At 68.6% G+C, this 24,135-nt stretch carries 30 protein-coding genes and 1 pseudogene; 22 read left to right on the plus strand and 9 right to left on the minus strand.

Going from position 1 to position 24,135, the window contains the following annotated elements; genetic code table 11:
• Positions 1-31: 31 nt before the first annotated feature.
• From OZ671_RS22170 to mmsB, 5 genes are all read left to right on the plus strand, one after another.
• Positions 32-322, plus strand: a complete 291-nt coding sequence (locus tag OZ671_RS22170; protein WP_268862734.1) for a hypothetical protein — start codon at positions 32-34, stop codon at positions 320-322.
• Positions 323-415: 93 nt separating this feature from the next.
• Entirely contained in the window at positions 416-1,555 is a 1,140-nt protein-coding gene (locus OZ671_RS22175) for an acyl-CoA dehydrogenase family protein (RefSeq protein ID WP_268862735.1), read from the plus strand.
• Between the two features lie 26 nt (positions 1,556-1,581).
• Positions 1,582-2,667 carry an enoyl-CoA hydratase/isomerase family protein gene (locus OZ671_RS22180; protein WP_268862736.1) on the plus strand — a complete coding sequence of 362 codons (1,086 nt, stop codon included), beginning with the start codon at positions 1,582-1,584 and terminating at the stop codon, positions 2,665-2,667.
• Positions 2,664-3,134, plus strand: coding sequence for a DUF6163 family protein (locus OZ671_RS22185; protein ID WP_268862737.1), 471 nt, complete (start codon positions 2,664-2,666; stop codon positions 3,132-3,134). The genes OZ671_RS22180 and OZ671_RS22185 overlap by 4 nt, the downstream gene beginning before the upstream one ends.
• 37 nt (positions 3,135-3,171) lie before the next feature.
• Entirely contained in the window at positions 3,172-4,059 is an 888-nt protein-coding gene (gene mmsB / locus OZ671_RS22190) for a 3-hydroxyisobutyrate dehydrogenase (RefSeq protein WP_038311588.1), read from the plus strand.
• A gap of 9 nt (positions 4,060-4,068) precedes the next feature.
• On the opposite strand, the gene OZ671_RS22195 is transcribed toward mmsB, so the two are convergent.
• Both OZ671_RS22195 and OZ671_RS22200 read right to left on the minus strand, forming a co-directional pair.
• Entirely contained in the window at positions 4,069-4,683 is a 615-nt protein-coding gene (locus OZ671_RS22195) for a hypothetical protein (RefSeq protein WP_268862738.1), read from the minus strand.
• Positions 4,680-5,282, minus strand: coding sequence for a hypothetical protein (locus OZ671_RS22200; protein WP_268862739.1), 603 nt, complete (start codon positions 5,280-5,282; stop codon positions 4,680-4,682). Before OZ671_RS22200 ends, OZ671_RS22195 begins: the two co-directional genes overlap by 4 nt.
• Before the next feature lie 502 nt (positions 5,283-5,784).
• Between OZ671_RS22200 and ldtR the strand changes: the two genes are divergently transcribed.
• Positions 5,785-6,315, plus strand: coding sequence for a transcriptional regulator LdtR (gene ldtR / locus OZ671_RS22205; RefSeq protein ID WP_103168266.1), 531 nt, complete (start codon positions 5,785-5,787; stop codon positions 6,313-6,315).
• 22 nt (positions 6,316-6,337) lie between these two features.
• Positions 6,338-6,460, plus strand: a complete 123-nt coding sequence (locus OZ671_RS22210) for a hypothetical protein (RefSeq protein ID WP_268862740.1) — start codon at positions 6,338-6,340, stop codon at positions 6,458-6,460.
• A 163-nt stretch (positions 6,461-6,623) separates the two neighbouring features.
• Here OZ671_RS22210 and OZ671_RS22215 read toward each other — a convergent pair whose 3' ends face one another.
• Positions 6,624-7,250, minus strand: a complete 627-nt coding sequence (locus tag OZ671_RS22215) for a TetR/AcrR family transcriptional regulator (protein ID WP_268862741.1) — start codon at positions 7,248-7,250, stop codon at positions 6,624-6,626.
• 72 nt (positions 7,251-7,322) lie between these two features.
• On the opposite strand from OZ671_RS22215, the gene OZ671_RS22220 reads away from it, so the two are divergent.
• Both OZ671_RS22220 and OZ671_RS22225 read left to right on the plus strand, forming a co-directional pair.
• Positions 7,323-7,730 carry a hypothetical protein gene (locus OZ671_RS22220; protein WP_268862742.1) on the plus strand — a complete coding sequence of 136 codons (408 nt, stop codon included), beginning with the start codon at positions 7,323-7,325 and terminating at the stop codon, positions 7,728-7,730.
• A gap of 37 nt (positions 7,731-7,767) precedes the next feature.
• A complete protein-coding gene (locus OZ671_RS22225) occupies positions 7,768-8,553 on the plus strand; it encodes an SDR family NAD(P)-dependent oxidoreductase (RefSeq protein WP_268862743.1) in 786 nt (261 codons plus the stop codon).
• Positions 8,554-8,830: 277 nt separating this feature from the next.
• On the opposite strand, the gene OZ671_RS22230 is transcribed toward OZ671_RS22225, so the two are convergent.
• Positions 8,831-9,304: an SRPBCC family protein gene (locus tag OZ671_RS22230; protein ID WP_268862744.1), complete on the minus strand. Its 474-nt coding sequence runs from the start codon at positions 9,302-9,304 to the stop codon at positions 8,831-8,833.
• Positions 9,301-9,660, minus strand: coding sequence for an ArsR/SmtB family transcription factor (locus OZ671_RS22235; protein WP_268862745.1), 360 nt, complete (start codon positions 9,658-9,660; stop codon positions 9,301-9,303). Before OZ671_RS22235 ends, OZ671_RS22230 begins: the two co-directional genes overlap by 4 nt.
• Positions 9,661-9,921: 261 nt before the next feature.
• On the opposite strand from OZ671_RS22235, the gene OZ671_RS22240 reads away from it, so the two are divergent.
• Positions 9,922-11,202 carry a L,D-transpeptidase family protein gene (locus tag OZ671_RS22240; protein ID WP_268862746.1) on the plus strand — a complete coding sequence of 427 codons (1,281 nt, stop codon included), beginning with the start codon at positions 9,922-9,924 and terminating at the stop codon, positions 11,200-11,202.
• A gap of 88 nt (positions 11,203-11,290) precedes the next feature.
• Positions 11,291-11,482: a DUF6898 family protein gene (locus OZ671_RS22245; protein WP_268862747.1), complete on the plus strand. Its 192-nt coding sequence runs from the start codon at positions 11,291-11,293 to the stop codon at positions 11,480-11,482.
• Between the two features lie 179 nt (positions 11,483-11,661).
• Here OZ671_RS22245 and OZ671_RS22250 read toward each other — a convergent pair whose 3' ends face one another.
• A complete protein-coding gene (locus tag OZ671_RS22250) occupies positions 11,662-11,940 on the minus strand; it encodes a hypothetical protein (RefSeq protein ID WP_268862748.1) in 279 nt (92 codons plus the stop codon).
• A 589-nt stretch (positions 11,941-12,529) separates the two neighbouring features.
• Here OZ671_RS22250 and glyA point away from each other — a divergent pair.
• The 10 genes from glyA to OZ671_RS22300 all read left to right on the plus strand — a co-directional run bounded on the left by glyA (position 12,530) and on the right by OZ671_RS22300 (position 21,547).
• Positions 12,530-13,837, plus strand: coding sequence for a serine hydroxymethyltransferase (gene glyA / locus OZ671_RS22255; protein WP_038311599.1), 1,308 nt, complete (start codon positions 12,530-12,532; stop codon positions 13,835-13,837).
• A 15-nt stretch (positions 13,838-13,852) separates the two neighbouring features.
• Positions 13,853-14,335 (plus strand): transcriptional regulator NrdR, encoded by a 483-nt coding sequence (gene nrdR, locus OZ671_RS22260; RefSeq protein ID WP_268862749.1) that lies wholly within the window; start codon positions 13,853-13,855, stop codon positions 14,333-14,335.
• 119 nt (positions 14,336-14,454) lie between these two features.
• Complete coding sequence (gene ribD, locus OZ671_RS22265; protein WP_268862750.1) at positions 14,455-15,555, plus strand: bifunctional diaminohydroxyphosphoribosylaminopyrimidine deaminase/5-amino-6-(5-phosphoribosylamino)uracil reductase RibD; 1,101 nt, start codon at positions 14,455-14,457, stop codon at positions 15,553-15,555.
• An 8-nt stretch (positions 15,556-15,563) separates the two neighbouring features.
• Entirely contained in the window at positions 15,564-16,178 is a 615-nt protein-coding gene (locus OZ671_RS22270; RefSeq protein ID WP_268862751.1) for a riboflavin synthase, read from the plus strand.
• Between the two features lie 25 nt (positions 16,179-16,203).
• Positions 16,204-16,689 (plus strand): 6,7-dimethyl-8-ribityllumazine synthase, encoded by a 486-nt coding sequence (gene ribH, locus OZ671_RS22275; RefSeq protein ID WP_038311603.1) that lies wholly within the window; start codon positions 16,204-16,206, stop codon positions 16,687-16,689.
• Positions 16,689-17,171 carry a transcription antitermination factor NusB gene (nusB, locus tag OZ671_RS22280; protein WP_268862752.1) on the plus strand — a complete coding sequence of 161 codons (483 nt, stop codon included), beginning with the start codon at positions 16,689-16,691 and terminating at the stop codon, positions 17,169-17,171. The genes ribH and nusB overlap by 1 nt, the downstream gene beginning before the upstream one ends.
• 24 nt (positions 17,172-17,195) lie before the next feature.
• Complete coding sequence (thiL, locus tag OZ671_RS22285; protein WP_268862753.1) at positions 17,196-18,218, plus strand: thiamine-phosphate kinase; 1,023 nt, start codon at positions 17,196-17,198, stop codon at positions 18,216-18,218.
• 385 nt (positions 18,219-18,603) lie between these two features.
• Complete coding sequence (locus tag OZ671_RS22290; protein ID WP_268862754.1) at positions 18,604-19,158, plus strand: TetR/AcrR family transcriptional regulator; 555 nt, start codon at positions 18,604-18,606, stop codon at positions 19,156-19,158.
• A complete protein-coding gene (locus OZ671_RS22295) occupies positions 19,155-20,474 on the plus strand; it encodes a nucleotide disphospho-sugar-binding domain-containing protein (RefSeq protein ID WP_268862755.1) in 1,320 nt (439 codons plus the stop codon). The genes OZ671_RS22290 and OZ671_RS22295 overlap by 4 nt, the downstream gene beginning before the upstream one ends.
• A gap of 227 nt (positions 20,475-20,701) precedes the next feature.
• Complete coding sequence (locus OZ671_RS22300; protein WP_268862756.1) at positions 20,702-21,547, plus strand: arylamine N-acetyltransferase family protein; 846 nt, start codon at positions 20,702-20,704, stop codon at positions 21,545-21,547.
• Positions 21,548-21,557: 10 nt separating this feature from the next.
• Here OZ671_RS22300 and OZ671_RS22305 read toward each other — a convergent pair whose 3' ends face one another.
• Positions 21,558-22,079 carry an SgcJ/EcaC family oxidoreductase gene (locus OZ671_RS22305; protein ID WP_268862757.1) on the minus strand — a complete coding sequence of 174 codons (522 nt, stop codon included), beginning with the start codon at positions 22,077-22,079 and terminating at the stop codon, positions 21,558-21,560.
• 194 nt (positions 22,080-22,273) lie between these two features.
• On the opposite strand from OZ671_RS22305, the gene OZ671_RS22310 reads away from it, so the two are divergent.
• Positions 22,274-22,999, plus strand: coding sequence for a GntR family transcriptional regulator (locus OZ671_RS22310; protein ID WP_268862758.1), 726 nt, complete (start codon positions 22,274-22,276; stop codon positions 22,997-22,999).
• 17 nt (positions 23,000-23,016) lie between these two features.
• Here OZ671_RS22310 and nadC read toward each other — a convergent pair whose 3' ends face one another.
• Positions 23,017-23,862: a carboxylating nicotinate-nucleotide diphosphorylase gene (nadC, locus tag OZ671_RS22315; RefSeq protein WP_268862759.1), complete on the minus strand. Its 846-nt coding sequence runs from the start codon at positions 23,860-23,862 to the stop codon at positions 23,017-23,019.
• A pseudogene (locus OZ671_RS22320) lies at positions 23,862-24,135 on the minus strand (L-aspartate oxidase); the annotation flags it as partial. The gene nadC and the pseudogene OZ671_RS22320, both read right to left, overlap by 1 nt.

Raw genomic sequence — 24,135 nt, forward strand, 5'->3', positions numbered from 1 at the left:
CGAGTCGCGCGACGCGAAAGGGAGCACAGTGATGGAAAGTCTTCTTCCTATTCTGATCCAGCTTATCGCAGGCGCCGTTGGCGGCAATATCGCCGGCAAATCAGCCCCCAGTCTCGACCAGGGCACCTTGATCAACTCTATCGGCGGTCTGCTGGGCGGCGGTCTCGGCGGGCAGATCGTCGCGGCGGTCCTGCCCGGGTTGCTGGCCGGCGGCGGACTTTCTCTTAGCGGTATTCTCTCCAGCCTCGTATCGGGCGGTGTCGGCGGCGGTGTTCTGCTGGCGATCATCGGAGCGGTCAAGAACGCCATGGGCAGCCGCTGACCGACCTTTCCGAATTCCCTCCGGCCTCTGCCGGGCGGCCGTATTGACCGCACCGGCGCCGGGCTCCTAATCCATTGGCGGAGGTGACCGCCAATGGATTTCGTTCTGTCCGAAGACCAACAGGCCTTCCAGGCCGTCGCGCGCGACTTCGCGCGGGACGAGATGGAGCCGCATGCGCGCGACTGGGATGCCGGCTCGGTCTTCCCCGAGGAGACGCTGCGCAAGGCGGCGGCATTGGGATTCGCCGGCATCTATGTGAAGGAGGACGTCGGCGGCACCGGCCTGTCGCGGCTCGACGCGGCGGTCATCTTCGAGGAACTGGCCAAGGGCTGTGTCTCCACGACCGCCTATATCTCGATCCACAACATGGCCGCCTGGATGATCGACACGTTCGGCCATGAGGACCTGCGCCGGCGCTACCTGCCCGATCTCTGCAGCATGAAGCACTTCGCCAGCTATTGCCTGACGGAGGCGGGCGCGGGCTCCGATGCGGCCTCGCTGCGCACGCGCGCCGTCAAGGACGGCAATTCCTACGTGATCAACGGCGCCAAGGCCTTCATATCCGGCGGCGGGCGCTCCGACGTCTATGTCGTCATGGCCCGCACTGGCGGCGAGGGCGCGCGTGGCGTCTCCTGTTTCGTGGTCGACAAGGACACGCCGGGCCTCAGCTTCGGCGCCCAGGAAAAGAAGCTCGGCTGGAAGAGCCAGCCCACCGCCGTCGTCGATTTCGACAATGTCCGGGTGCCGGCCGAGAATCTCGTCGGCGAGGAGGGCCAGGGCTTCAAGATCGCCATGGCCGGTCTCGACGGCGGCCGCCTGAACATTGCCGCCTGTTCGCTCGGCGGCGCCCAGTTCTGCCTCGACCGCACGATCGGCTACATGAAGGACCGCAAGCAGTTCGGCGCGCCCCTGAGCGATTTCCAGGCCCTGCGCTTCCGGCTCGCCGACTATGCGACGGACCTGGAGGCGGCGCGCCTGATGGTGCATCGCGCCGCCGTCGCGGTCGGCGCCAAGGAGCCGCGCGCCACCACCATGGCAGCCATGGCGAAACGGTTCGCGACCGATGTCGGTTTCGAGGTGGTCAACGGCTGTCTTCAATTGCATGGCGGCTACGGCTATCTCAACGACCATCCGATCGAGCGCATCCTGCGCGACGTCAGGGTCCACCAGATCCTGGAAGGCACCAACGAGATCATGCGCGTCATCGTCTCGCGCGACCTTCTCGGCTCCTGACAGCAAACGGTTCAATTTCCCGCCCCATGTCCTCATCGAACAGCCGATCCGATACCTCCGAAATCCTCATCGAGCGGCGCGGCAAGGCCGGCTTGATCACGCTCAACCGGCCGGCGGCGCTCAACGCCCTGACGCTCGGCATGGTGCGCGCCATGCGTCCCGTGCTGGAGGCCTGGGCGGTCGATCCGGCCGTCACCCGGGTCATGATCATGGGCGCCGGCGACAAGGCCTTCTGCGCCGGCGGCGACATCCGCGTGCTGCACGATCTCGGCAAGGCCGGGCGGCAGGACGAGGCGCTGACCTTCTGGCGCGAGGAATATGAGCTCAACATCCTGATCAAGCGCTTCCCCAAGCCGTTCATCGCGCTTGTCGACGGCATCGTCATGGGCGGGGGCGTCGGCGTCTCGGTCCATGGCAGCCACGTCGTGGCGGGCGAAAAATTCGCCTTCGCCATGCCCGAGGTCGGCATCGGCTTCTTCCCCGATGTCGGAGGCACCTATTTCCTGCCGCGGATTCCCGGCGAGATCGGCACCTATTTCGCGCTCACCGGCGCGCGCATGAAACAGGGCGACGCGCTGTCGACGGGCCTTGCGACCCATGCGGCGGCCTCGGCCGCCTTCCCCGCGCTGATCGACGCCCTGACGCAGGCGGATGCGGTCGATTCGGTGCTCGAGGCCGTCGCCCGCACCTCGACCGTGCCGCAGTCGATCACGGCCCGCCGCGGCCTCATCGACCGCGCGTTCCGTTTCGATAGGGTCGAGGAGATTCTCGCCGCGCTCGATGCCGAAGCCGCCGCCGAGCCCTGGGCCGGCGAGACCGCCGCGTCGATCCGCCTGAAATCGCCGACCTCGCTCAAGATCGCACTCGCCCAGGTGCGCGCCGGCAAGGCGATGAGCTTCGAAGCGGCGATGGCCGCCGAGTTCCGCATCGTTTCGCGCCTCTGCCGTGGCCACGACTTCTACGAGGGCGTGCGCGCCGTGATCATCGACAAGGACAACCGGCCGGCCTGGCGGCCGGCCGAGCTCGCCGCGGTGACACGCGAGATGGTCGCCGGCTATTTCGCACCGCTCGGCGCAGGCGAGCTGGTGCCGCCGGCGGGACCTGCCTCATGAGCACGACCAAGCCGAGGCTTGGCGGCGATGCGCCGATCCAGGCCCATGCCGCCGCGCGTCTCGACTGGGTGCGGATCCTGACCTGGTTCCTGCGCGGACTGGCCCTGCTCGCGCTCGGCCGAGGCCTGTTCCATTGGGCGGTGATCTGCGGCTTCCAGCAGCTCGACGGCGTGGAGTTCGAGCAGCTTGCTCCGGGATTGCAGACCGCGACGGTGTTTTTCGCCGTCATCGAGCTCGTCGCCGGCGTCGGCCTCTGGCTCACCGCCGCCTGGGGCGGCGTCGTGTGGATCCTCGCCACCATGGTGGCGCTGGTGATCGACGTCTCCGCGCCGATGGGCATGCAGGGCTGGGTGGAGACCGCCGGCCGGCCGCCGCTGGCATCGGCCGGCGATGTCGCGCTCGTTCTCATCTATATCGTGGTGGCCACCATGGCCGCCCGCCAGATCGACCAGGGCAGCGCAGACTGACCCGCAGCACCCGGGCAGGACCCGTGAGGAGGATATCATGAGCACCATCGCGTTCATCGGCCTCGGCAATATGGGCGGCCCGATGGCGGCCAACCTCGTCAAGGCCGGCCATACCGTGATCGGCGTCGACGTCACGGAGGCCGCGATCGCGCGCCATGTCGCCGCCGGCGGCGCGCGCGCCGCATCGATCGCCGAGGCGGTCGCCGGCGCCGATGCCGTCGTCACCATGCTGCCCTCCGGCCGCGAGGTGAGCGCGCTCTATCTCGGGCCGCAGGGCATCGTCGCCCACGCCAAGGCCGGGGCGCTCTTCATCGATTCCTCGACCATCGACGTCGACACCGCCCGGGCGGTGGCCAAGGCCGCGGCGGAGAAGGGTTTCGCCATGCTCGACGGGCCGGTCTCCGGCGGCGTCGGCGGGGCCGCCGCCGGCACGCTCACCTTCATGTGCGGCGGCGAGGACGACACCTTCGCCCGTGCCAAGCCGCTGCTCGAACAGATGGGCAAGACCATCGTCCATGCCGGCGGTCCCGGCAACGGCCAGGCGGCCAAGATCTGCAACAACATGATCCTCGGCATCACCATGATCGCCACTTCGGAGGCTTTCGTGCTCGCCGAGAAGCTCGGGCTCGACGCCCAGAAGCTGTTCGACATCGCCGCCAAGTCGTCGGGGCAGTCCTGGTCGCTCACCACCTATTGCCCGGTGCCCGGCCCGGTGCCGACGAGCCCGGCCAACCGCGACTATCAGCCGGGCTTCACCGCGGCGATGATGCTGAAGGACCTGAAGCTCGCCCAGGACGCGGCGCGCTCGGCCAATGCGGTAACGCCGCTCGGCGCCGAGGCGGCCTCGCTCTACGGCCTGTTCGCGGCGCAGGGCGGCGCACAGACCGACTTTTCCGGCATCGTCCGGTTCCTGCGCGGCCAGTGAGCGATCCGCTCAGCGGTGGGGCACGACGCCCCACGGCTGCAGCACACTGGACGAGCCGGCCCAGGTGATCCGCTCGATGCGCCAGTCGCCGGTGGTCAGCCGCCGCAGGCCGACCGCGATCCGCTGCGGCTCACCGTCGGTGGCGATGCCGGCAATGGCGGTGGTGTCGCCCGCGTCGATGCTGCTGATCTGAGCGGCCGGCCCGAAGGTGAACGGCAGGACGCCGGCCCGGTCGGCCGCCAGCATGATGTTGTCGAACGAGACGGCAGGATCGGCGAGCGCATCGTCGCTTTCGTCGCCGCCATTGCGTTCGCCGACATGCGCGCCGGGCAGATTCATGCCCCGGACCTTGGGAAACAGCGGCTGCAGGCTGAAATAGCGCGCGATCGTGCCGGAAAAGCCGGCCTTCGCCCGCGGCGACAGCAGAAAGAACACGGCGAAATAGTCCGACCGGCGATAGGTCCGGATCAGCGTCGTCAGGGTCGCCGCCGGCGAGCTCATGTCGAGCCTGTCGAGAAAGGTGCGCTGCGGCGACGGGCTCTGGGCCCGGCTGGTGGCGACGCTGAACGGCGCGGCACAGGCGAGTGCGAGCAGAACCGCCGCAGGCCGCAGCAGTCCGGTCATCCTTCGGGCCGTAGCTCCGGCAGCCGATAGTCCGCGAGAGTGGTGATCGTCGCCATTCGCCATGTCCTCAAGCCCACCAGGAATTCCCGTGCCCCGCCGCCATAGCCGCGCCGGCTGATGGCGAACAGGTTCACGCCGTCGCGGCGTGGAGTGTACCGGTAGGCATTCCATTCGATGATCGTGGCATCGCCTTGTCCGGCGCTCATCACGAAATCGAGGATGATCTCGCCGCGCGCCTCGTTGCGCAGGACCTGGTAGTTGACGACGGGATCATTCGCCTTGCGGCGGTCGAGCGTATTGATCTGGCTGCCGGCAGCGGCCGCGACGGTGATGCCGGAGGTCAGCGTTTCCACGATCAGCATGGCGGCATAGCGTTCCAGCCGCTGGCCGGCGGGCAGGTATTCCTGTTTGACGTAGGTCGGGTTCGGCCGCGCGCTCCAGGCGAGGAAATAGTCGGCACCGTCGAAGCGGATCGGTCCGGGCAGGCCGATATGGTCCTTGGCCGGGCCCGCCTGCGCCGCGGCCGGCCCGCTGCCGGCAAGGGCGACAAGCGCGGCGGTCAGCGTGCGGCGGCTCAAGCAGCGGTGCGTTTCGGACATGGCGCGGCTCTCCATCACTCCTGGCCTCGACTTTGGCCATCATCTGCGGCCGGCGCCGCGCCTCCCGCCAGTGCCGGGGCTTGGGCGCGCTTGCTGGCCATGGCGCGGGGGGCGGCATCGCGCCGGATATGCCCAAGGAAGTATAAATGGCCGATGGTTGATTGAACCTATCCGCCATCAGGCCGATGGTTGACCGTCCCTTGCCGAATTCGGCGGTGGTCGCGATCGAATTCGAGTCAAATCCGTCAGGACCGGGCTTCGGATCGTGAATCGTTTCTTGCCGCAATTGCCTGAGGTTTATGAAGAGAAAACAAGAGATTTTCAAAAGATCAATTCAAGATCTTGTTCAGCCTGTGAGGGTTAAGCCGCCTTCATCTTGTTTTTTGGGCAGCTCTTAAAACTCGCGGGCCTAACTTGGCTGCCGACACGGACGGAGAACAGGGCCGTCCAGCCGAGGGCAAAAAAACGCTCCGGCACCCGCAACAGGATATGAGGCGTCACCATGACCACGGCTGCAAAGACCCGCGATGTTACCGCCCCCCCCATTTCGCCGGAGCGCCAGGAGCGCTTCGAGGCGATCAGCCCGGCCTATCTGGAAGCGCTCACCCTCATCGAGCGCCTGCACCGCCGCCTGCTCGACGTGATCAAGGACGAGTTCGACCGGCGCAACCGGTCCGACATCAATGCCGTCCAGGCGCTGCTGCTGTTCAATATCGGCGACCGCGAGCTGACCGCCGGCGAACTGCGCACCAAGGGCTACTATCTCGGCTCCAACGTCTCCTACAATCTCAAGAAGCTGGTCGAGATGGGCTATCTGTCCCACCAGCGCTCGCGCGTCGACCGCCGTTCCGTGCGTATCAGCTTGACCGACAAGGGCCACGAGGTCGCCGATGTCGTCGGCGCGCTCTATGCCAAGCACGTGCGCACCGTGGAGCAGGTCGGCGGCATCTCGCTCGACGACTTCAAGGGCCTGAACAAGGCGCTGCTGCGGCTCGAGCGGTTCTGGACCGACCAGATCCTCTACCGGCTCTGACGTTCGAGGGGCGGGGGCACCCATGACGTCTATCCTGTCGGATTGGTCGATGCTGCTGGCCGGCATCGCGCTTGTGGTCATCCTCGGCGAGAACGCGCTCGCCGTGGTGGGCGGCGGCGGCTGGTTCGGCCGCGACGGAAGGTAGGCGGACGACCTTTTGGCGCCGCCGCGCCGGACTGCCGGAAGGCCCCGCGCCTTGCGGAGCGGAGTGTCGATTTGCAGGGCGAAGCCGACGGCGGTTGCGATGTCCGTCGGCTATGATACGGACGACCGAGCCGGCAGGCCCCAGGGCCGTTCGCCGGCTTTTTCTATCCGAGGCCCGGCAGGGCTTGCGCGACGGCGGCTCCGGCGAGAGCCGCGATGAGCGTGGCGGTCGCCTCTGCCGGGCGCTCCGGTGTCGAGAGGCTCGCGAAGAAGCCGTAGCTCGTCAGGGCGAACAGCACGTCGACGAGATCCTTGGTTGCGCCGTCGGGCGGCGTCCGATCCTTCGTCATACGCGCGACCAGCACGGCGAGGGCCTGGCGGCGGCGCTCGTTGCGCGCCTTCAGGGCCTCGACGAATTCCGCGTCGCCGAGGCTTTCGGCGTGGACACGCTCGGTCACGCCGCGCTCGAAATCCCAGAAATGGCAGAAGACGGCGACCAGCCGCCGCAGGCCGGCATGCGGATCCGGGTCGGCCATGGCCTCGCCCAGCCGGTGCAGGCCGGCCCGCCGCGCGCGATCGTCGAATACGGCTTCGAGCAGCGCCCGGCGCGAGCCGAACTGGTTGTAGACGGTCAGCCGCGTCACCCCGGCCGCCTTCGCCGTTGCTTCCAGCGAAAAGGCGCCGGCCGCGCCGGGGCTGCCCAGCACGGCGGTGGCGGCGGCCACGATCCGGTCGCGCGTCTGCGCGGCGGCTTCGGCCCGGCGCGGGCTCTTGTAGGGGCGCGAGCTCACGGTTCTTGACACTCCGAATTGACTATACGATATGTATATCAAATTTCGTCCTGGCCGGGAGGACTTGTCGATATGCAGTTTCCGATCATCGTCGTTATCGCATTGCACGTCATGGCCGCCACGTTCTGGGCGGGATCGACCTTTGCCCTCGCTCGCCTCGGCGGCGCCGGGGCAGGCCCGCTGTTCCGGCCGCAGATGGGCGCCGCGACGGTCGCCATCATCACCGGCGGGCTGCTCTGGTGGTTTCTGCATGGGGGCCTGTCCGGCGCGCCGGAATGGGTGCTCGGCGCCGGCGCATTCGCCGCCCTGGCCGCGGTCGCCGTGCAGGCCGCGGTCATCGGCCCCGTCCATGGCCGCCTCGACAGGGGCGAGGGGCAGGGGATGTCCGGCGCGTCGCCGCGCGTTGCGATCGGTCATCGGGTGGCGGCGGGCCTGCTCGCGGTCACAGCGCTCACCATGGCGATCGCCCGTTTCGTCTGACCGGCAGTCGATCGTCACCCCGGCCAAGGAGCCCATCATGTCCAGCGATCTCGCTCGCCCTGTCATCTATCCCGATCTCGAGGGCCGCACGGCCTTCGTTACGGGCGGCTCCGGCGGCATCGGCGCCGAGACCTGCCGCTGGCTTGCGGCGAACGGCGTGAATGTCGCGGTCGGCGGCCGGAACGCCGAAGCCCTCGAGCGTGTCGTCGGCGGCATCGCGGCGGCAGGCGGGGAGGCGGTCGCCATCGCCGCCGACTGTACCGATGCGGCGGCGCTGGATGCGGCGCGCGTGGCGATCGGCCGGCGTTTCGGGCCGGTCGACATTCTCATGGCCTTCGCCGGCGGCGGCACGGCGCGGCCGGCACCGGTCGACGGGACCGCCGAGGCGGACTGGCGCTCCGGGATCGACCACAATCTCACGGCGACCTTCCTGACCGTGAAGGCATTTCTCCCGGGCATGCGGGAGCGCGGCGCCGGCACCATCGTCACCATGGCGTCGACGGCCGGCCGCCAGGCCTCGCCGGCATCCTCGGCCTATGCGGCGGCGAAGGCCGGCGTGATCATGCTGACCCGGCATCTCGCCGCCGAGGTCGGCCCGTCCGGGATCCGGGTCAATTGTGTTTCGCCGTCGGCGATCCTGACCGGGCGGACGGCCGCGATGATGCCGCCGGAGACGCGCAGGGCGGTCGCCGCCATGCATCCGCTGAGGCGGCTCGGCACCCCCGCCGACGTCGCCGGAGCGGCGCTGTTCCTTGCCTCGTCCAGCGCGTCCTGGATCACCGGCGCGATCCTGGACGTCGCCGGCGGCCGGCTGATGCACTGAGAGGCGCCGCCGGAAGGCACCGGCGACCGGTAGCGATTTGGCAACCGGTTCGAGGCGATCATCACGACGCCCGTGGACAGGCGGCGAACGCCTGGCATGGACGATAAGCGATAATCGTTTTGACGGATCGATGGCCGCGTGGCGCCTGGCGCGCGCTCTGAGCGATAAGCGATAATCGGGATCAGATTGAAAAGATCGGATTTATCGCCGGTTCTTGCGACATCATCGATGATCGATAAGCGCTAACAGGTCTCGGGCCGACCAGCCGGGGCGGCCGTCAGGCCTGCTCGACGAGGCGCGCGAGCTGTGCGGCGACCGTGCCCCAGCCGTCATGGAATCCCATCTCGACATGCATGGCCCGGTCGGTCGGGCTCTTGTGCATGACGTGCGCGGCATAGTCGGTACCGTCGGCATGGTCCTTCAGCGAGATGATCGCAGTCATGAAGGGCTGGTCAGCCGGGCGCCAGCCGCCGGTCAGCGCATTGGTGAAGACGATCTGACTGTTGTCCTCGATGGCGAGGAAGCAGGCGTCGAGATGCGGCACGAAGGGGCCGCCGTCCTCGCTCATGCGGGTGACGAAGGCGCCGCCCGGCCGCAACTCCAGGGCCGCCACCTGGCACAGGGCGGGGGCGGGGATCCACCATTTCTCGAGGCTCGCCGGTGTCGTCCAGGCGCGCCAGATGGCGGTGCGCGGCGCCTTGATGATCCGCGAGAAGGTGAGGTCGCGGTCGGGGTCGACGGAACGGGTCATGCCGGGGTCTCCTTGTCCTGGATGGGCGTGTCTTGGGTTGCGGTGACGAAGCGTTCGAGCCGGTCGGTGCGGGCTTCCCACAAGGCGCGCTGGGCCGAGAGCCAGCTTTCGGCCAGCGCGAAACTGTGCGGTTGGAGCGCGCAGGTGCGCACCCGTCCGGCCTTTTCGGTGCGGATGAGGCCGCTGCCCTCGAGCAGCTGGATGTGTTTCATGAACGAGGGCAGGGCCATGGCGAAGGGGCGGGCGAGCTCGGTGATGCTGGCCGGTCCCTGGCCGAGCCGGCCGATCACGGCCCGGCGGGTCGGATCGGCGAGCGCCTGGAAGATGCCGTCGAGGCTGGTTTGATGGTGAGCCATAAGGCTAAGTATCAAACGAAAACACTTAGCGCAAGGGCTAAGTTTTGGGCCGGCACGGCGCCGCGAGTGATGCGGCGGCGACAGTAATGTGGCTTCCTGCGGGCGCGCGGGGCAGGATTGTGCCGATCGCCTTGAGTTGGTCACAATGCTTGCACTACTAGCTCCTCCAAGGTCGTCATATCGTTTTCCTTAACGATAATGGTGTTCAGTCCATGCTGACGGTGGAGGGCTCGGCCCTCGCCGATGAGCCGGAGAGTCCTTGTGTCGAGAAAACAGATCTCATCCACCGGATCCCTGACGCTCAGCCGCCGCGCGGTGCTGGGCTCCGTGGCTTCGGCATGCGCGCTCGCCGCCGGCAGCGCCTCGGCGCTCGCCCAGGGCGTGCGCGGCGGGGCGGCGACGGCCGAATGGGGCGACAGCTTCGACGCGGGGTCGCGCAGCCGCGCCACCCGCAACACCTTCCCCGTCCTCGGGCCGCATACGGTGCAGGGCCTGGAGCAGGCGATCGCCCAGTATCAGAACATCGTCGCCCAGGGCGGCTGGCGTCCGGTCCCCTCCGGCGAGCGCCTGCGCATCGGCGCGCGCCGGCCGGCCGTCGTGCTGCTGCGCGACCGCCTGATGGCGACCGGCGACCTCGATCCCAGCGCGGGCCGCTCCGATGTCTTCGACAGCTATGTCGACACGGCGGTCAAGCGGTTCCAGAACCGCCACGGCATCTCGCCCGACGGCCAGGTGCGCGATTCGACCTTCGCCGCGCTCAACGTCCCGGCCGCGGTGCGCCTGCGCCAGCTCGAGACCAATCTGGTCCGCGTGCGCGCCTATTCGGGTTTCCTCGGCAACCGCTACATCGTGCTCAACATCCCGGCCGCCCAGGCCGAGGCGGTGGAGAACGGTCAGGTCGTCTCGCGCCACGTCGCCGTGGTCGGCAAGGCCGACCGGCAGTCGCCGGTCATCTCGACCCGCGTCGCCGACATCAACTTCAATCCCTACTGGACCGTGCCCGCCTCGATCATCCGCAAGGACCTGATCCCGAAGATGCAGGCCGAGCCGGATTACCTGACCAACCAGCGCATCCGCATCTTCAACAGCCAGGGCCAGGAGGTTCCGCCGACCTCGATCAACTGGAACTCGATGGACGCGCTGAACTACCGGTTCCGCCAGGATCCCTTCGAGGGCAACTCGATGGGCAATGTGCGCATCAACATCCCGAACCAGCACGCGGTCTATATGCACGACACGCCCTCCAAGGGCCTGTTCGGCGAGGATCAGCGCTTCCACTCCTCGGGCTGCGCACGCATCCAGAACGTTCGCGAGCTGATCGCCTGGATCCTGCAGGGCACGCCCTGGACCCGTTCGGAAATCGATCGTGTCTTCCGCACGGTCGACCGGGTCGACGCCCGCCCGGTGCAGCCGGTGCCGGTCTACTGGGTCTATGTCACCGCCTGGGCCGATCCGGACGGCATGGTGCAGTTCCGCAACGACATCTATGCGCGCGACGGCGCGGGCGATCAGGTGGCTCTGGGCCAGCAGGCCCAACGCTGACACGCCGCCATCCCGGCTCATCGGACAAGGCCCGGCCGCCATGCCGGGCCTTTTCTCGTTTGACCCGAGGACATGGCACACTGCCGCCATGGTCGAATCGATGCCGCGCGATGTCTATTTCGAGTTCACCCCGATCGGCCATGCCGTCCGGGTGGCCGCGGTCTGCGGCGAGACTGGTACGGAAGTGGTGGTGATGGCGCCGGCGGGCACGGCGCGGGCGATGCTCGAGCAACTTGCCCTGCGCAAGCTGAGCTGGCGCCTCGCGCAGGGCGCGCGCTGATCCGGATCGCCGGGCCGAAGCCAAATCCTGATCGAAATCAGGCCTTTGCCCAGGCGGCCTGACTCGAAACCTCACCAGTGCGCGCGCGGACCTCGGCCGGTGACGAGGCGCGGCATCAGCCGAGCCGGCCTCGGCGAGGAGGTCGTCGGTCGCGGTCGTGCCGCCGGCCAGATGCCGCATCAGGCCGTGCCGGAACAGGCCGTCGAAAGCGGCATGGACCGCGGCGCGCGACAGGCGGCGGCGGCCGGAGAGGGCGCGTAACGCGTCATGATCCGCCCCGTCGTGTGTTCCAGGCCCCCGTCGATGTCGTCGACATCGGCGCGGAACTGAGCCTCGAACATCGACGGGCCGCCAATGTCGTACCAGAGCCGGTGCATCGCCTCGTCCGCAAGCAGCGTCTCGGCGAGCGCCGCCATGTAGCCGCGGACCAACACCTCGGGCGTTGCCGCCGACGCCATGATCTCATCGTGGCGCCGGGCGCACTGCGTCTTGTCGCGGCTGACGCAGAAGGTGATGAGATCGGTCTTGTCGGCGAAACAATAGTGCGGGGCGCCGTGGGAGAAGGCCGAGTTCTGGGCGGTCTCGCGCAGGCTGGTGCGGGCATGGCCGCGTTCGGCAGGGTTTCGATGGCCGCGTCGGCGAGCTCGGACCGGCGCGCCGCGAACTTGGCGGCTTGACGCCGCGCGATCCTCTCCTGAAACCGAGCGCGCTTTCAGCCATCGTCTCGCCCGCGGCCCGCGTCGCCGCACGACAAGTTCACGCCATGCCGCCGGACGCTGTCGCGCGGACCGGGCGGTTCAAGCCGGCGGCTCCGCCTGATGGCGCAGGAGCGGGCCGAGGACCGGCCGGCCAGGGCGGACATCGCCGGGCGTGGCCGGACGGGCGGGGGCGCTTCGCTTGCCAACGGATCCGGGCGGATCCGCCGTTCGGAATGGCATCGCGCGGCTTGGACTCACGGGGGCTTCCGTGCTACCGGCAGGGCAGTCCACCAAACCCGCGCCAGCGCCATCCGGAACGGATGGACCGCGCCCCGACGGAGACTGCCGGATGTCCGCCTCGACCTCCAGGTCCAACCAGCCGTTCGACGGCTTCTTCTCGGCTTCGCTCGCCGAAGCCGACCCGGCCATCTTCGATGCGGTGGAGAAGGAGTTCGGTCGCCAGCAGGAGGAGATCGAGCTGATCGCCTCCGAGAACATCGTGTCCAAGGCGGTGCTCGAGGCCCAGGGCACGGTGCTCACCAACAAATATGCCGAGGGCTATCCGGGCAAGCGCTATTATGGCGGCTGCCAGTATGTCGACATCGTCGAGACGCTGGCGATCGAGCGCGCCACCCGCCTGTTCGGCTGCCGCTTCGCCAATGTCCAGCCGAATTCCGGCAGCCAGATGAACCAGGCCGTGTTCCTGGCGCTGCTGCAGCCGGGCGACACCTTCATGGGCCTCGACCTGAATGCCGGCGGCCATCTCACCCATGGCTCGCCGGTCAACATGTCCGGCAAGTGGTTCAAGGTGGTGCCCTATGGGGTGCGCCGCGACGACCACCTGATCGACATGGACGAGGTCGAGCGCATCGCCCACGAGACGAAGCCGAAGCTGATCATGGCCGGCGGCACGGCCTATTCGCGGGTCTGGGACTTCGCCCGCTTCCGGCAGATCGCCGATGCGGTCGGCGCCTATCTGATGGTCGACATGGCCCATTTCGCCGGGCTGGTGGCGGGCGGCGTGCATCCCTCGCCGTTCCCGCACGCCCATGTCGCCACCACCACCACGCACAAGTCGCTGCGCGGCCCGCGCGGCGGCATGATCCTGACCAATGACGAGGACCTCGCCAAGAAGCTGAATTCGGCGGTGTTCCCGGGCCTGCAGGGCGGCCCGCTGATGCATGTCATCGCGGCCAAGGCGGTGGCCTTCGGCGAGGCGCTGCGGCCGGAATTCAAGGCCTATGCCCATCAGGTGGTGGCCAATGCCAAGGCGCTCGCCGAGACGCTCAAGTCGAGTGGCTTCGACATCGTCTCCGGCGGCACCGACAACCATCTCATGCTGGTCGACCTCCGGCCGAAGAACCTCACCGGCAAGACCTCCGAGGCTTCCCTCGGCCGCGCCTACATCACCTGCAACAAGAACGGCATTCCCTTCGATCCGCAGAAGCCCTTCGTCACCTCGGGCATCCGCCTGGGCACGCCGGCGGGCACGACCCGCGGCTTCGGCGTCGCCGAGTTCAAGCGGATCGGCGAACTGATCGCCGAATGTCTCGGTGGCTTGTCCAAGGCCAATTCCGAGGAGGGCAATGCCACGGTCGAGGCCGAGGTGCGCGCGAAGGTGAAGGAACTCACCGCGCGCTTCCCGATCTATTCCTGACCGGCGGGGCAGGCCGTGCGCTGTCCCTTCTGCGGTTTCGCCGACACACAGGTGAAGGACTCCCGTCCGACGGAGGATGGCTCGGCCATCCGCCGCCGGCGCGTCTGCACGGAATGCAACGGCCGCTTCACCACCTTCGAGCGCGTGCAGCTGCGCGAGCTCACCGTGGTCAAGCGCAACAACCGGCGGGTGCCTTTCGACCGCGACAAGCTGATGCGCTCGATCCAGATCGCGCTGCGCAAGCGCCCGGTCGATCCCGAGCGGGTCGAGCGGCTGGTCTCCGGCATCGTCCGCCAGCTCGAAGCCTCGGGAGAGAGCGAGATCCCGGCCGAAAATATTGGCCGCATCGTCATGGAGGCGCTCAAGGCGCTCGACGATGTCGCCTATGTCCGCTTCGCTTCGGTCTATCGCAATTTCCGCGAGCCGAAGGATTTCGAGCAGCTGATCGGCGAAATGGCCGAGGACGAGGAGCCGGCCACCGTGCCGAAGCGCTCCTGACCTCGAACATGGCTGGTGTCGCGTGTCCGTCCCGCGCTGCGGTTTGATAGCGAGCCCTGGCCCGGGCGGGGCAAACGGAAGCGCCACCGGGAGCGACGATCCGCCGGGAATGGCCCGTCATGACTGAACCGACCGCATCTGCGCCGTTTTCCGAAGCTGACCATGTCTTCATGGATCATGCGCTGAGGCTCGGCCGGCGCGGCCTAGGCCTGACTTTTCCCAATCCGGCGGTCGGCTGCGTGCTGGTCAAGGACGGCATCGTCGTCGGGCGCGGCGTGACGCAGCCCGGCGGCCGGCCGCATGGCGAGACGACCGCCATCGCCCATGCCGGGGCCGCGGCGCGCGGCGCGACCGCCTATGTGACGCTCGAACCCTGCTCGCACTACGGCCGCACCGCCCCCTGCTCGGATGCGCTCGCGCGTGCCGGCATCGTCAGGGTCGTCTGCGCCATCGGCGATCCCGATCCCCGGGTCCACGGCCGCGGCTTCACCATGCTGAAGGCCTATGGCATCGCGGTCGAGACCGGGCTCGGCGCGGCCGAGGCCGCGCTCGACCATCGCGGCCATTTCAACCGCGTCCGGCTCGGCCGGCCGCTGGTGCAGCTCAAGATGGCGCTGAGCGCCGACGGCCTGGTGGCGGGCGAGGGCGGCCGGCCGGTGCAGATCTCCGGTCCGCGCGCCAGTTGCGAGGTGCATCTGATGCGGGCCATGGCCGACGCCATCATGGTCGGCATCGGCACGGTGCTGGCCGACGATCCCATGCTCACCTGCCGCCTGCCGGGCATGGCGGACCGTTCGCCGATCCGCATCGTGCTCGACCCGCGCCTGCGCACGCCGGTCGATGCGCGGCTGGTCGCGACCGCCCGGCAGGTCCCCACCTGGATCATCGGCGCTGTCGACGCCGCCCCCGAAGCGGAGCGCTGGCTGCGCTCGGCCGGAGCCGAGGTCATGCGCGTCGGCCGCACGCCGAACGGCGATCTCGATCTCAGCGAGGCGCTCCGCCTCGTCGCCACCCGCGGCATCACCCGCGTGCTTGCCGAAACCGGTCCGACCCTTGCCAAAGCGCTGATCGGTGCCGATCTCGCCGATGAGATCGTCCTTGTCCGCTCGCCCGTCGCGCTCGGCGCCGGCCTCGCCGCCTTCGACCGCCCCTTGCCCGGCCGTTTCCGCCTTGCGCAGGCGCTGCCGTCCGGGCCAGACATGATTGAGATCTATCGCTAGGAGCCGCCATGTTCACCGGCATCATTACCGACATCGGCGAAATCCTCGCCGTCAAGGACGAGGGCACGGCCCGCCATCTGACCGTGGCCTGCGCCTATCCGGCCGATACGATCCCGCTCGGTGCCTCCATCTGCCATATGGGCGTCTGCCTGACGGTGACCTCGCTGAAGGAGGGCTCCAACCACACGGTCATTACTGTCGACGCTTCGGCGGAGACGCTGGCGCGCACGACGATCGGCAGCTGGGAGGAGGGCCGCAAGGTCAACCTCGAGCGCGCGCTGCGCATCGGCGACGAGCTCGGCGGCCATATCGTCACCGGCCATGTCGACGGCGTCGCCGAGATCATCGGGCGCGACGACAAGGACGGCACGGCCTCGCTGGTCTTCCGCGCGCCGCGCGAGCTCGCCAAGTTCATTGCCGAGAAGGGCTCGGTCGGGCTCGACGGCACCTCGCTCACCGTCAATGGCGTGAAGGACGACACCTTCACCGTGACGCTTATTCCCCACACCCTCGCGGTGACGACCTGGGGCGAGGCCAAGGTCGGCGACCGGGTCAATCTCGAAGTGGACATGATGGCCCGCTACTCGGCACGCCTTGCGGAGGCGAAGGCCGAGGGCTACTAAGCCGCTCCGTTTCAAAGGATCCGCCATGGCCGCCCCACGTTCCGCACCTGCCGAGGTGATCAAGACCCCCGCCCGGGTGCTGATCGTCGAGGCCCGTTTCTACGACGATCTCGCCGATGCGCTGCTCGACGGCGCGAAGGCGAAGATCGAGGCGGCGGGCGCGACCTGCGAGGTCCATACCGTTCCCGGCGCGCTGGAGATCCCGGCCGCCATCGCCATGCTGGTCGACGGCGCGGCCGCGCGGGGCGAGCCGTTCGACGGCGCGGTGGCGCTCGGCACGGTGATCCGCGGCGAGACCACCCATTACGAGATCGTCTCGATCGAGAGCTCGCGCGCTCTGATGGATCTGGCCGTGGCCCGCAAGCTGCCGCTCGGCAACGGCATCCTCACCGTCGAGAACGACGCCCAGGCCTGGGCGCGGGCCCGCCGCTCGGAAATGGACAAGGGCGGCGGCGCGGCCGAGGCCTGCCTCGCCATGATCCGCCTGAAACGCAAGGCGGAGACGCGCTGATGGCCGCTCCCCTGAAACAGGCCAACAAGCGCGGCACGGCGCGGCTCGCGGCGGTGCAGGCGCTCTACCAGATGGATGTCGCCCATACCGACATCAACGAGGTGATCGGCGCCTTCCAGGTCTTCTGGATGGGCCAGGAGGTGGAGGGCGAGACCTATCTGCCGGCCGATCACCAGTTCTTCCGCGACATCATCCAGGGCGTGATGCGCGAGCAGCAGCGCGTCGACGTCGCGATCAACATGATCCTCGATACCGACTGGCCGCTGAAGCGCATCGAAGCCGTGCTGCGCGCCGTGCTGCGCGCCGGCTGCTACGAGCTGTTCGAGCGCCCGGACATTCCGGCGCGGGTGATCATCACTGAATATGTCGATGTCGCCGACGCCTTCGTCGACCGTGAGGAGGTCGGCATGGTCAATGCGGTGCTCGACCGCATTGCCAAGCGGGCAAGGCCTGCCGAAATGGGCGAGGCACCGAAGCCCTGAACCTGGGCCGCCGCGAACAGGAGCATGTCCGATGCGGGTGAGGACGTCGTCATGAGCCGGCCGTCCGAAGACGCACTGATCTCCCGGTTTTTCGCGCCGCTCGCGACCGAGCCGGGAGCGGCCGAGCTCACCGACGACGCCGCCGTGCTGCCGGCGGGCCCGGGCGAGCTGGTGGTCACCAAGGACATGCTGGTTGCCGGCGTCCATTTCTTTCCCGACGACCCGCCCGATCTCGTCGCCCGCAAGGCCCTGCGGGTCAATCTGTCGGACCTCGCAGCCAAGGGCGCGGTGCCCGTCGGCTTCCTGATCGGGCTCGGCCTGCCGCCGGACTGGACCGAGGCGTTCCTGGAAAGCTTCGCCGCCGGCCTCGGCGCCGACATCGATCAGTTCGGCTGTCCGCTGTTCGGCGGCGACACGGTCAAGGTGCCGGGGCCGCTGACCCTGTCGATCACCGCTTTCGGCCGGGCGAAGCGCACGGTGCGCCGCGACGGCGCCTGGCCGGGCGACGTCGTGGTGGTCACCGGCACGATCGGCGACGGCGCCCTCGGGCTTGTCGCGCGCGGCGCCGAGCGCGCGCCGGCGGGCGTGCCGGGCTGGCTTGCAGCGCTCGACGAGGACCAGCGCGCGGCGCTGTGCCTGCGCTATCTGCGGCCCGAGCCGCGTTCGGCCCTGGCCGAGGCCGTCTCCGCCCATGCTTCCGCGGCCATGGATATTTCCGACGGTTTTGCCGGCGACCTCGCCAAGCTCGCCGCGGCGTCCGGCGCCGGTGCCGAGATCGACGTGGCGGCCGTGCCGCTGTCGCCGGCCGCGCGCGCTGCGCTCGCTTCGGAACCGGACCTGATCGGCAGGGTCCTCACCGGCGGCGACGACTATGAGATCCTCGCGACCATCCCCTCGAAGGCCCTGCCGCCGTTCGAGGCGGCCGCCCGCGCGGCCGGCGTGCCGGTGACGGTGGTCGGCAGGGTGACGCCCGGGAACGCCGTCGTCCTCCGCGCTGCGGACGGCAAGGCGCTGGACCTCGGCAGCGGCAGGTTCGAGCATTTCTGATCCCGTCCTGCGCGGCGCTGGCTGACGCGGCAGGCGCACCGACGCAAGCGTTCCCAGCCTCTCGTTGAAGCGGGCGTCTCGTTGGCGAGGCGCATCGTCGCGCTGCCCGGACATGATCGCCGCGGTCCGCGCCTTCGGCGCGAGGGACGCGGTGGCTTCGGCGGATGACAGACCGCGTCGGGTGCATGAGCCAGCTCTTCCTGAGCCAGCCGGATACGCTCCAGGTCGCAGCTCCGCGCGGCGCCGATCCGGTTGACATGCCCTCAATTTAGAGTGACATTGTGTAACACGAAATTGAGGGCAAGACTCCATGTCTCCGCGAGCCTATCGCCAGTCGGCGCGCGCCAACGCGGTCCAGGATACCGAGCAGCAGATCGTCGACGCCTTGCTGGCGCTCCTCGCCGAACGCTGGTTTGACGAAATCACCCTCGACGACATCGCCGCGACCGCGGGTACGACCCGCCAGACCGTGATACGGCGCTTCGGCGGCAAGACCGGCGTGCTCAGCGCCATGGCGGCCCGGATGGATGTCGCGATCCGGGCCCAGCGCTGGAGCAGGCCGGTCCGGAGCGTTGCCGATATCGTCGCGCTGCTGATGGATGACTACGAACGCACCGGCGACATCATCGTCCGAACGCTGGGACAGGAAGCGCGCTTTCCCGAGTTCGCCGCCGTCCTCGATCGCGGTCGCGAAGGTCATCGCGCCTGGATCGGCGACATGTTCAGGGCTTGGCTCGACAGGCTCGACGACCGGGCGCGCGAGGATCGGCTCGCGCAGTTGCTGGTCCAGACCGACGTCTGGATCTGGCATCTGCTGCGCCGGGCGCAGGGACATTCGGCGACGGAGACGCATCGGCTCATGACTGAGATGATCGAGAGGCTGCTGCGCGAAGATGCGGCAACCGATCCGGTCTCCATCGAGAAGGGGCCGCGGCCATGACGAGGATGACGGATGCGGGCCGGCATCTGCGCATCCTGGCGGTCAGCTGGGAGGGCGGCGGCAACGTGCCGCCGACGCTCGCGGGCGTGCGCGCGCTCGCCGACAGGGGCCATGACGTGCGCCTGGTTGCCGACGATACGATGCGAACGGAAGCGATCGCCGCGGGGGCGCGCTTTCTGCCGTGGAAGCGCGCCCCCAATCGCCGGGATCGTTCATGCGAAAGCTGCTTCATCCGTGACTGGGAAATCGCCGATCCCCTGGCCGCATTCCTGAGAGGCTGCGAGAGGATCATCGTCGGGCCGGCGCAAGCCTATGCCGAGGACATTCTCGAAGCACTGGCAGCCGAGCCGTCCGATGTCCTGCTCGGCTCGGATCTCCTGTTCGGCAGCATGCTTGCCGGCGAAATCGCCAAGGTTCCGACGGCGCTGCTCGCAAGCAATATCTCGCTCTGGCCTCTGCCCGGACATCCGCCGTTCGGGCCGGGTTTCCAGCCTGCCCGGTCGGCGGCGGAGCGAGCGCGCGACGCCGAGGCGGCGGCCATGGGCGAGCAATTGTGGGATGGCTTCCTGCCTGGCCTCAACGCCGCCCGCGCCCATTTCGGCCTCGCGCCGCTCGCCCATGTCGGCGAACAGCATTTGAGCGCCGGCCGTCATCTCCTCGCCACCAGCCGCAGCTTCGATTTTCCCGCCGAACGCCTGCCTGATCACGTGCGCTATGTCGGTCCCCTGCTCGAATTGCCGAGTTGGGCCCGCCAACGCTGGACGAACCGGTCGGCGGGCAGGACGCGACCGCTCGTGCTGGTGTCGTTCAGCACCACCAATCAGGGGCAGGCCGATGTGCTCCAGCGGGTGATATCCGGATTGGCCGGGGAGGCGGTCGAGGTGGTCGTCACACTCGGCAAGGCCCTCGAGGGGCTTCGCCTTCAGGCGCCGGCGAATGTCACCATTCTTCCCCATGCGGCGCATGACGACATTCTGGCCGAGGCTCGCGCCATCGTCACCCATGGCGGGCATGGCACGGTGATGCGGTCGCTGATCCACGGGGTTCCCCTCGTCGTTCTCCCGATGGGACGCGACCAGAACGACAATGCGGCGCGGGTGGACTATCACGGCGCCGGCCTGCGCCTCGATCCTTCGGTTCCCCCGCACATGCTCGGCGAGACGGTGCGGCGCGTCCTGTCCGAGCCACGCTTTGCCGAGCGGGCATCGGCCCTTGGGCGCGCCATCGCGGAGGAAGGTCCCGGGCCGGAACGGCTCGTCGCGGAAATCGAGGATTTCGTACAGAGGTCGTCCGAAGGAGCCCGGTCCGCCGCGTAGCTGGCCCCGCTGGTCGCGGCGGGACCACCGATCGGCATTGCATCAAACCCTTCTCACCCGTCCAGCGCCGCTGCTCTCGCAACCGGCGAACGGAGGAGACTTGTGCCCATTCGCCCCGCAACCGGGCAGGGATGCGCGTCCCGCGCTCGGCCCTGCCGATCCGGCAGAGGCCCGCTGAAACAGGGCATCGGAAACCGCGAAAAGGCCTATCGAAAGGAAACCGAGAGATGACAAACGCCTCTTCCAGCGACAATGGAATGGCCCTGACATCAGGCGAACTGGATGCCTATCTCGCAAGGATCGGCGTCGGCCGGCCGGTGTCTCTCGACGTCGACGGCCTCTCGAGGCTCCACCGCGCCCACCTCATGGCCTTCACCTGGGAGGCGCTGGACGCCTTCATGGGATGGCCGTCTTCGACCGCTCCGGCCGCCGCCTTCGCCAAGATGGTGGAGGGCAGGCGCGGCGGCTGGTGCTACGAAATGAACGGCCTGTTCGGTGCGGCGCTCGCCGGGCTCGGTTTCTGCGTGACCCGTCTGTGCGGCGGCGTCGACCGCGAAATGATGGGCGACATCGCCATCGGCAACCATCTGACCCTGCGTGTCGATCTCGACCGGCCCTACCTTGCCGAGGTCGGCCTGGGAGACGGCATCGTCGAGCCGGTGCCGCTTGTGGTCGGGCCGATCAGCCAGCGCGGCTTCGATTTTTCAATCCAGCCGACGGAGGGCGGCTGGCTGCGCTTCAAGAACCATGCAAACGGCCTGGCGCACAGTTTCGATTTCCGCTCCGACTACAGCGACGAGGCCGCCATAGCCACGACGCTCGGCTGGCTGACGCAGGATCCCGGCTCGCCGTTTACGAACGCGCTGGCGATCCTGCGGCACAACGCGGACGGCTACGTCGCGCTGAAGAACGACTGCCTGCGCCACGTGACGGCGGCGGGCTTCGACGAACGACGCATCACCAGCGCCGATCATCTCGCGGAGACGTTCCGGACGGTCTTCGATCTCGACATCCCCGGGCCCGGCCGCGTCTGGGAAAAGATCCAGGCGGTCGGCTGCGACCAGGCCGCCTGACAGGCGCTCCTCACCAACGCACCAGATGCGCCCGCCTTGCCAGGCGGGCCGACAGCGCGGCCCTCAGGCGGATGAACCGTGCCGCGAGGCGGAAGGCCAAGCTGTCCGGCTGCGGAACCGGCTTGATCCGGGCATTGTGGAAGGCAGCGATGGTCCAGCCGTCGGTCCGGCGCTGGAAGACGAGGGTCTGGATCGAGCGCCGGCTGGCCGGCGGCTCGCGCTGCCACGGGAACATGACCGTGCCGACCGAATGGACGATCGCCACATCGCCGGTCAGGAACCGGATGTCGGCCTTGTTCATGACCAGCCGGCTGCCCTTCAGGACGGTTTCGAACAGCTTGGCGTGTGACGCGGCATTGGCCGCGCGCCCCGCGAGATGCGTACCGTCGAAGGCGACATAGTCGACGTCTTCGGCGAACAGCGCCGCATAGGCCTCGGCATCGTTGCGGTTCCAGGCCTCCGTCATCCGGTCGAGAACGGCAAGGATCGCCGTGCGGTCGGCTGCGCGATCGGGCTGCGAGCGGACAGGCATCGTTCTCTCCTCTCACGATTGAATATATCTTATTTTTAAAGATAATTATTGACTAAGATAAATGCCGGCAGGACGTCAAGAACCACGCGGCGTCGCGGCGTGGCCAATCTCGACCCGCGAGGACAAGGTCTGATAGAACGCGGGCGAGCGTTCGCGGCCGGCCGCGGACGCATGAGGCAGCCGTCACGAGGACCATGGCCAGGACATCCCATCCGACCAGCGCGGCAGGAGCCGGAGGCCCGGCGGAGCGCAAGGCGACGGCCGGCTCGCTGACCGAGCAGGCCTATCAGGCGATCAAGGAAAAGATCATCACGCTCTATTTCCTGCCCGGCCAATATCTCAACGAGCAGGCGATCTGCGAGCTCCTGCATCTCGGCCGCACGCCGGTGCATCAGGCGCTGCAGCGGCTCCAGGTGGAAGGGCTCGTCGATATCGTCCCGCGCAAGGGCGTGATCATCCAGCCGGACTCGATCGGGCGGATCCTGGAGATCCTCGACGCCCGCCTGGTGGTGGAGACCGAGATCGCGCGCAAGGCTGCCGAGATGGCCGAGGCCGACGATATCGCGGCGCTGCAGGCGATCCTCGACCGCCACGCGCAGGGCGAGCACGGCGGCGGGGCGATCGACGCCTTCGTCGAATGCGACCGAGCCTTTCACGTCAAGATCAGCGAGACCTCGCGCAACCACGTGCTGGGCGACTTTGCCCGGGTGCTGCACGAGCGTTCCACGCGGTCCTGGTACCTGCATCTCTGGCAGACCCTCGACACGGTGGCCTCGGACCGCCAGCACCGGGCGATCCTCGCGGCGATCCGGGCCGGCGACGGCGACGCGGCAGCGGCCGCGATGCGCGAGCATCTCACGAGCCTGCGCGAACGCGTGGCCCATCTCCAGCAGACCGCGCCGCGCCGGACGCTCGGCTGACGCGGCTTGCCGCCTGTTCAGGCCCGGTAGTCGAGGCCGATATCGAGCACCGGCGCGCTGTGGGTCAGCCAGCCGATCGAGATGAGATCGACGCCGGTCGCCGCAACGGCCGGTGCGATTTCCGGCGTGATCCGCCCGGACGCCTCGGTGATCGCCCGGCCGCCGACCATGGCGACGGCATGAGCGAGGTCGCCGGTGCTCATATTGTCGAGCAGAACGGCATCGACGCCGAACGACAGCACCTCTTCGAGCTGGGCCAGGGTATCGACCTCCACCTCGATCTTGACGAGATGGCCGACGCCGGCCCGCGCCCGCTCGATGGCCGTGCGGATGCCGCCGGCGAGCGCGATATGGTTGTCCTTGATCAGCACGGCGTCGTCGAGGCCGAAGCGGTGGTTGCCGCCGCCGCCCATCCGCACCGCATATTTCTCGAGCGCCCTGAGCCCCGGCGTCGTCTTGCGCGTGCAGACGATGGTGCAGGCATGGCCCGCGACGGCCTTGACGACGCCCGCCGTCGCGGTGGCAACCCCGCTCAGATGTCCGAGCAGGTTGAGCGCCGTTCGCTCGGCGCTGAGCAGCCCGCGCGCCGGGCCGGTGACGGTCGCGATGACCGCGCCTTCGGCGACCTCCTGGCCATCGGAGCGCTGGACCGACAGCGTGATGGCGGGATCGACGAGGCGAAAGGCGAGCGTGGCGGCGTCGAGCCCGGCGACGACGCCCGGCCGGCGTGCCGTCAAGGTCAGCGTCGCCGAGAGCTCGGCCGGGATCACCGCCGTGCTGGTGATGTCGCCGGCGCGGCCGAGGTCCTCGGCGAGCGCGGTCCGGACCAGGGGCTCGTAGAAAAAGAGAGGGAGCGGGCTCATCAGCCGAACTTTCGCAATGCGGGAGAGAGGGGGGCGGCCGCCGCCAGAACGGCGTCGAGCGTCCAGGTGCTGCGCCGGGCGATGGCTGCCGTATCGGGAAAATCCGTGCGGCTGTGAGCGCCGCGGCTTTCCTCGCGGGCGAGCGCCGCGACCGCGATGGTCAATCCGACCAGCGCCGGATCGGCCGCTGGGCCGTTGCCGGTGGCGAGCGGCGCGAGGTCGGCGATCGCGCCCTCCAGTCCGGCGCGGTCGCGCAGCACCCCGGCGGCGCGC

The sequence above is a fragment of the Phreatobacter sp. AB_2022a genome, from assembly GCF_026847585.1.
Taxonomy (GTDB): domain Bacteria; phylum Pseudomonadota; class Alphaproteobacteria; order Rhizobiales; family Phreatobacteraceae; genus Phreatobacter.

Coding starts and splice junctions, on each gene's coding strand:
- OZ671_RS22300 (WP_268862756.1), top strand. CDS start 20,702: ATGACAAACGCCTCTTCCAGCGACAATGGAATGGCCCTGACATCAGGC.
- mmsB (WP_038311588.1), top strand. CDS start 3,172: ATGAGCACCATCGCGTTCATCGGCCTCGGCAATATGGGCGGCCCGATG.
- ldtR (WP_103168266.1), top strand. CDS start 5,785: ATGACCACGGCTGCAAAGACCCGCGATGTTACCGCCCCCCCCATTTCG.
- ribH (WP_038311603.1), top strand. CDS start 16,204: ATGGCCGCCCCACGTTCCGCACCTGCCGAGGTGATCAAGACCCCCGCC.
- OZ671_RS22195 (WP_268862738.1), bottom strand. CDS start 4,683: ATGACCGGACTGCTGCGGCCTGCGGCGGTTCTGCTCGCACTCGCCTGT.
- OZ671_RS22230 (WP_268862744.1), bottom strand. CDS start 9,304: ATGACCCGTTCCGTCGACCCCGACCGCGACCTCACCTTCTCGCGGATC.
- OZ671_RS22305 (WP_268862757.1), bottom strand. CDS start 22,079: ATGCCTGTCCGCTCGCAGCCCGATCGCGCAGCCGACCGCACGGCGATC.
- nadC (WP_268862759.1), bottom strand. CDS start 23,862: ATGAGCCCGCTCCCTCTCTTTTTCTACGAGCCCCTGGTCCGGACCGCG.
- OZ671_RS22250 (WP_268862748.1), bottom strand. CDS start 11,940: ATGGCGTCGGCGGCAACGCCCGAGGTGTTGGTCCGCGGCTACATGGCG.
- OZ671_RS22200 (WP_268862739.1), bottom strand. CDS start 5,282: ATGTCCGAAACGCACCGCTGCTTGAGCCGCCGCACGCTGACCGCCGCG.
- OZ671_RS22175 (WP_268862735.1), top strand. CDS start 416: ATGGATTTCGTTCTGTCCGAAGACCAACAGGCCTTCCAGGCCGTCGCG.
- OZ671_RS22210 (WP_268862740.1), top strand. CDS start 6,338: ATGACGTCTATCCTGTCGGATTGGTCGATGCTGCTGGCCGGCATCGCG.
- nusB (WP_268862752.1), top strand. CDS start 16,689: ATGGCCGCTCCCCTGAAACAGGCCAACAAGCGCGGCACGGCGCGGCTC.
- OZ671_RS22180 (WP_268862736.1), top strand. CDS start 1,582: ATGTCCTCATCGAACAGCCGATCCGATACCTCCGAAATCCTCATCGAG.
- OZ671_RS22225 (WP_268862743.1), top strand. CDS start 7,768: ATGTCCAGCGATCTCGCTCGCCCTGTCATCTATCCCGATCTCGAGGGC.
- OZ671_RS22295 (WP_268862755.1), top strand. CDS start 19,155: ATGACGAGGATGACGGATGCGGGCCGGCATCTGCGCATCCTGGCGGTC.
- OZ671_RS22310 (WP_268862758.1), top strand. CDS start 22,274: ATGGCCAGGACATCCCATCCGACCAGCGCGGCAGGAGCCGGAGGCCCG.
- OZ671_RS22270 (WP_268862751.1), top strand. CDS start 15,564: ATGTTCACCGGCATCATTACCGACATCGGCGAAATCCTCGCCGTCAAG.
- OZ671_RS22220 (WP_268862742.1), top strand. CDS start 7,323: ATGCAGTTTCCGATCATCGTCGTTATCGCATTGCACGTCATGGCCGCC.
- glyA (WP_038311599.1), top strand. CDS start 12,530: ATGTCCGCCTCGACCTCCAGGTCCAACCAGCCGTTCGACGGCTTCTTC.
- OZ671_RS22245 (WP_268862747.1), top strand. CDS start 11,291: ATGGTCGAATCGATGCCGCGCGATGTCTATTTCGAGTTCACCCCGATC.
- thiL (WP_268862753.1), top strand. CDS start 17,196: ATGTCCGATGCGGGTGAGGACGTCGTCATGAGCCGGCCGTCCGAAGAC.
- OZ671_RS22185 (WP_268862737.1), top strand. CDS start 2,664: ATGAGCACGACCAAGCCGAGGCTTGGCGGCGATGCGCCGATCCAGGCC.
- OZ671_RS22170 (WP_268862734.1), top strand. CDS start 32: ATGGAAAGTCTTCTTCCTATTCTGATCCAGCTTATCGCAGGCGCCGTT.
- ribD (WP_268862750.1), top strand. CDS start 14,455: ATGACTGAACCGACCGCATCTGCGCCGTTTTCCGAAGCTGACCATGTC.
- OZ671_RS22235 (WP_268862745.1), bottom strand. CDS start 9,660: ATGGCTCACCATCAAACCAGCCTCGACGGCATCTTCCAGGCGCTCGCC.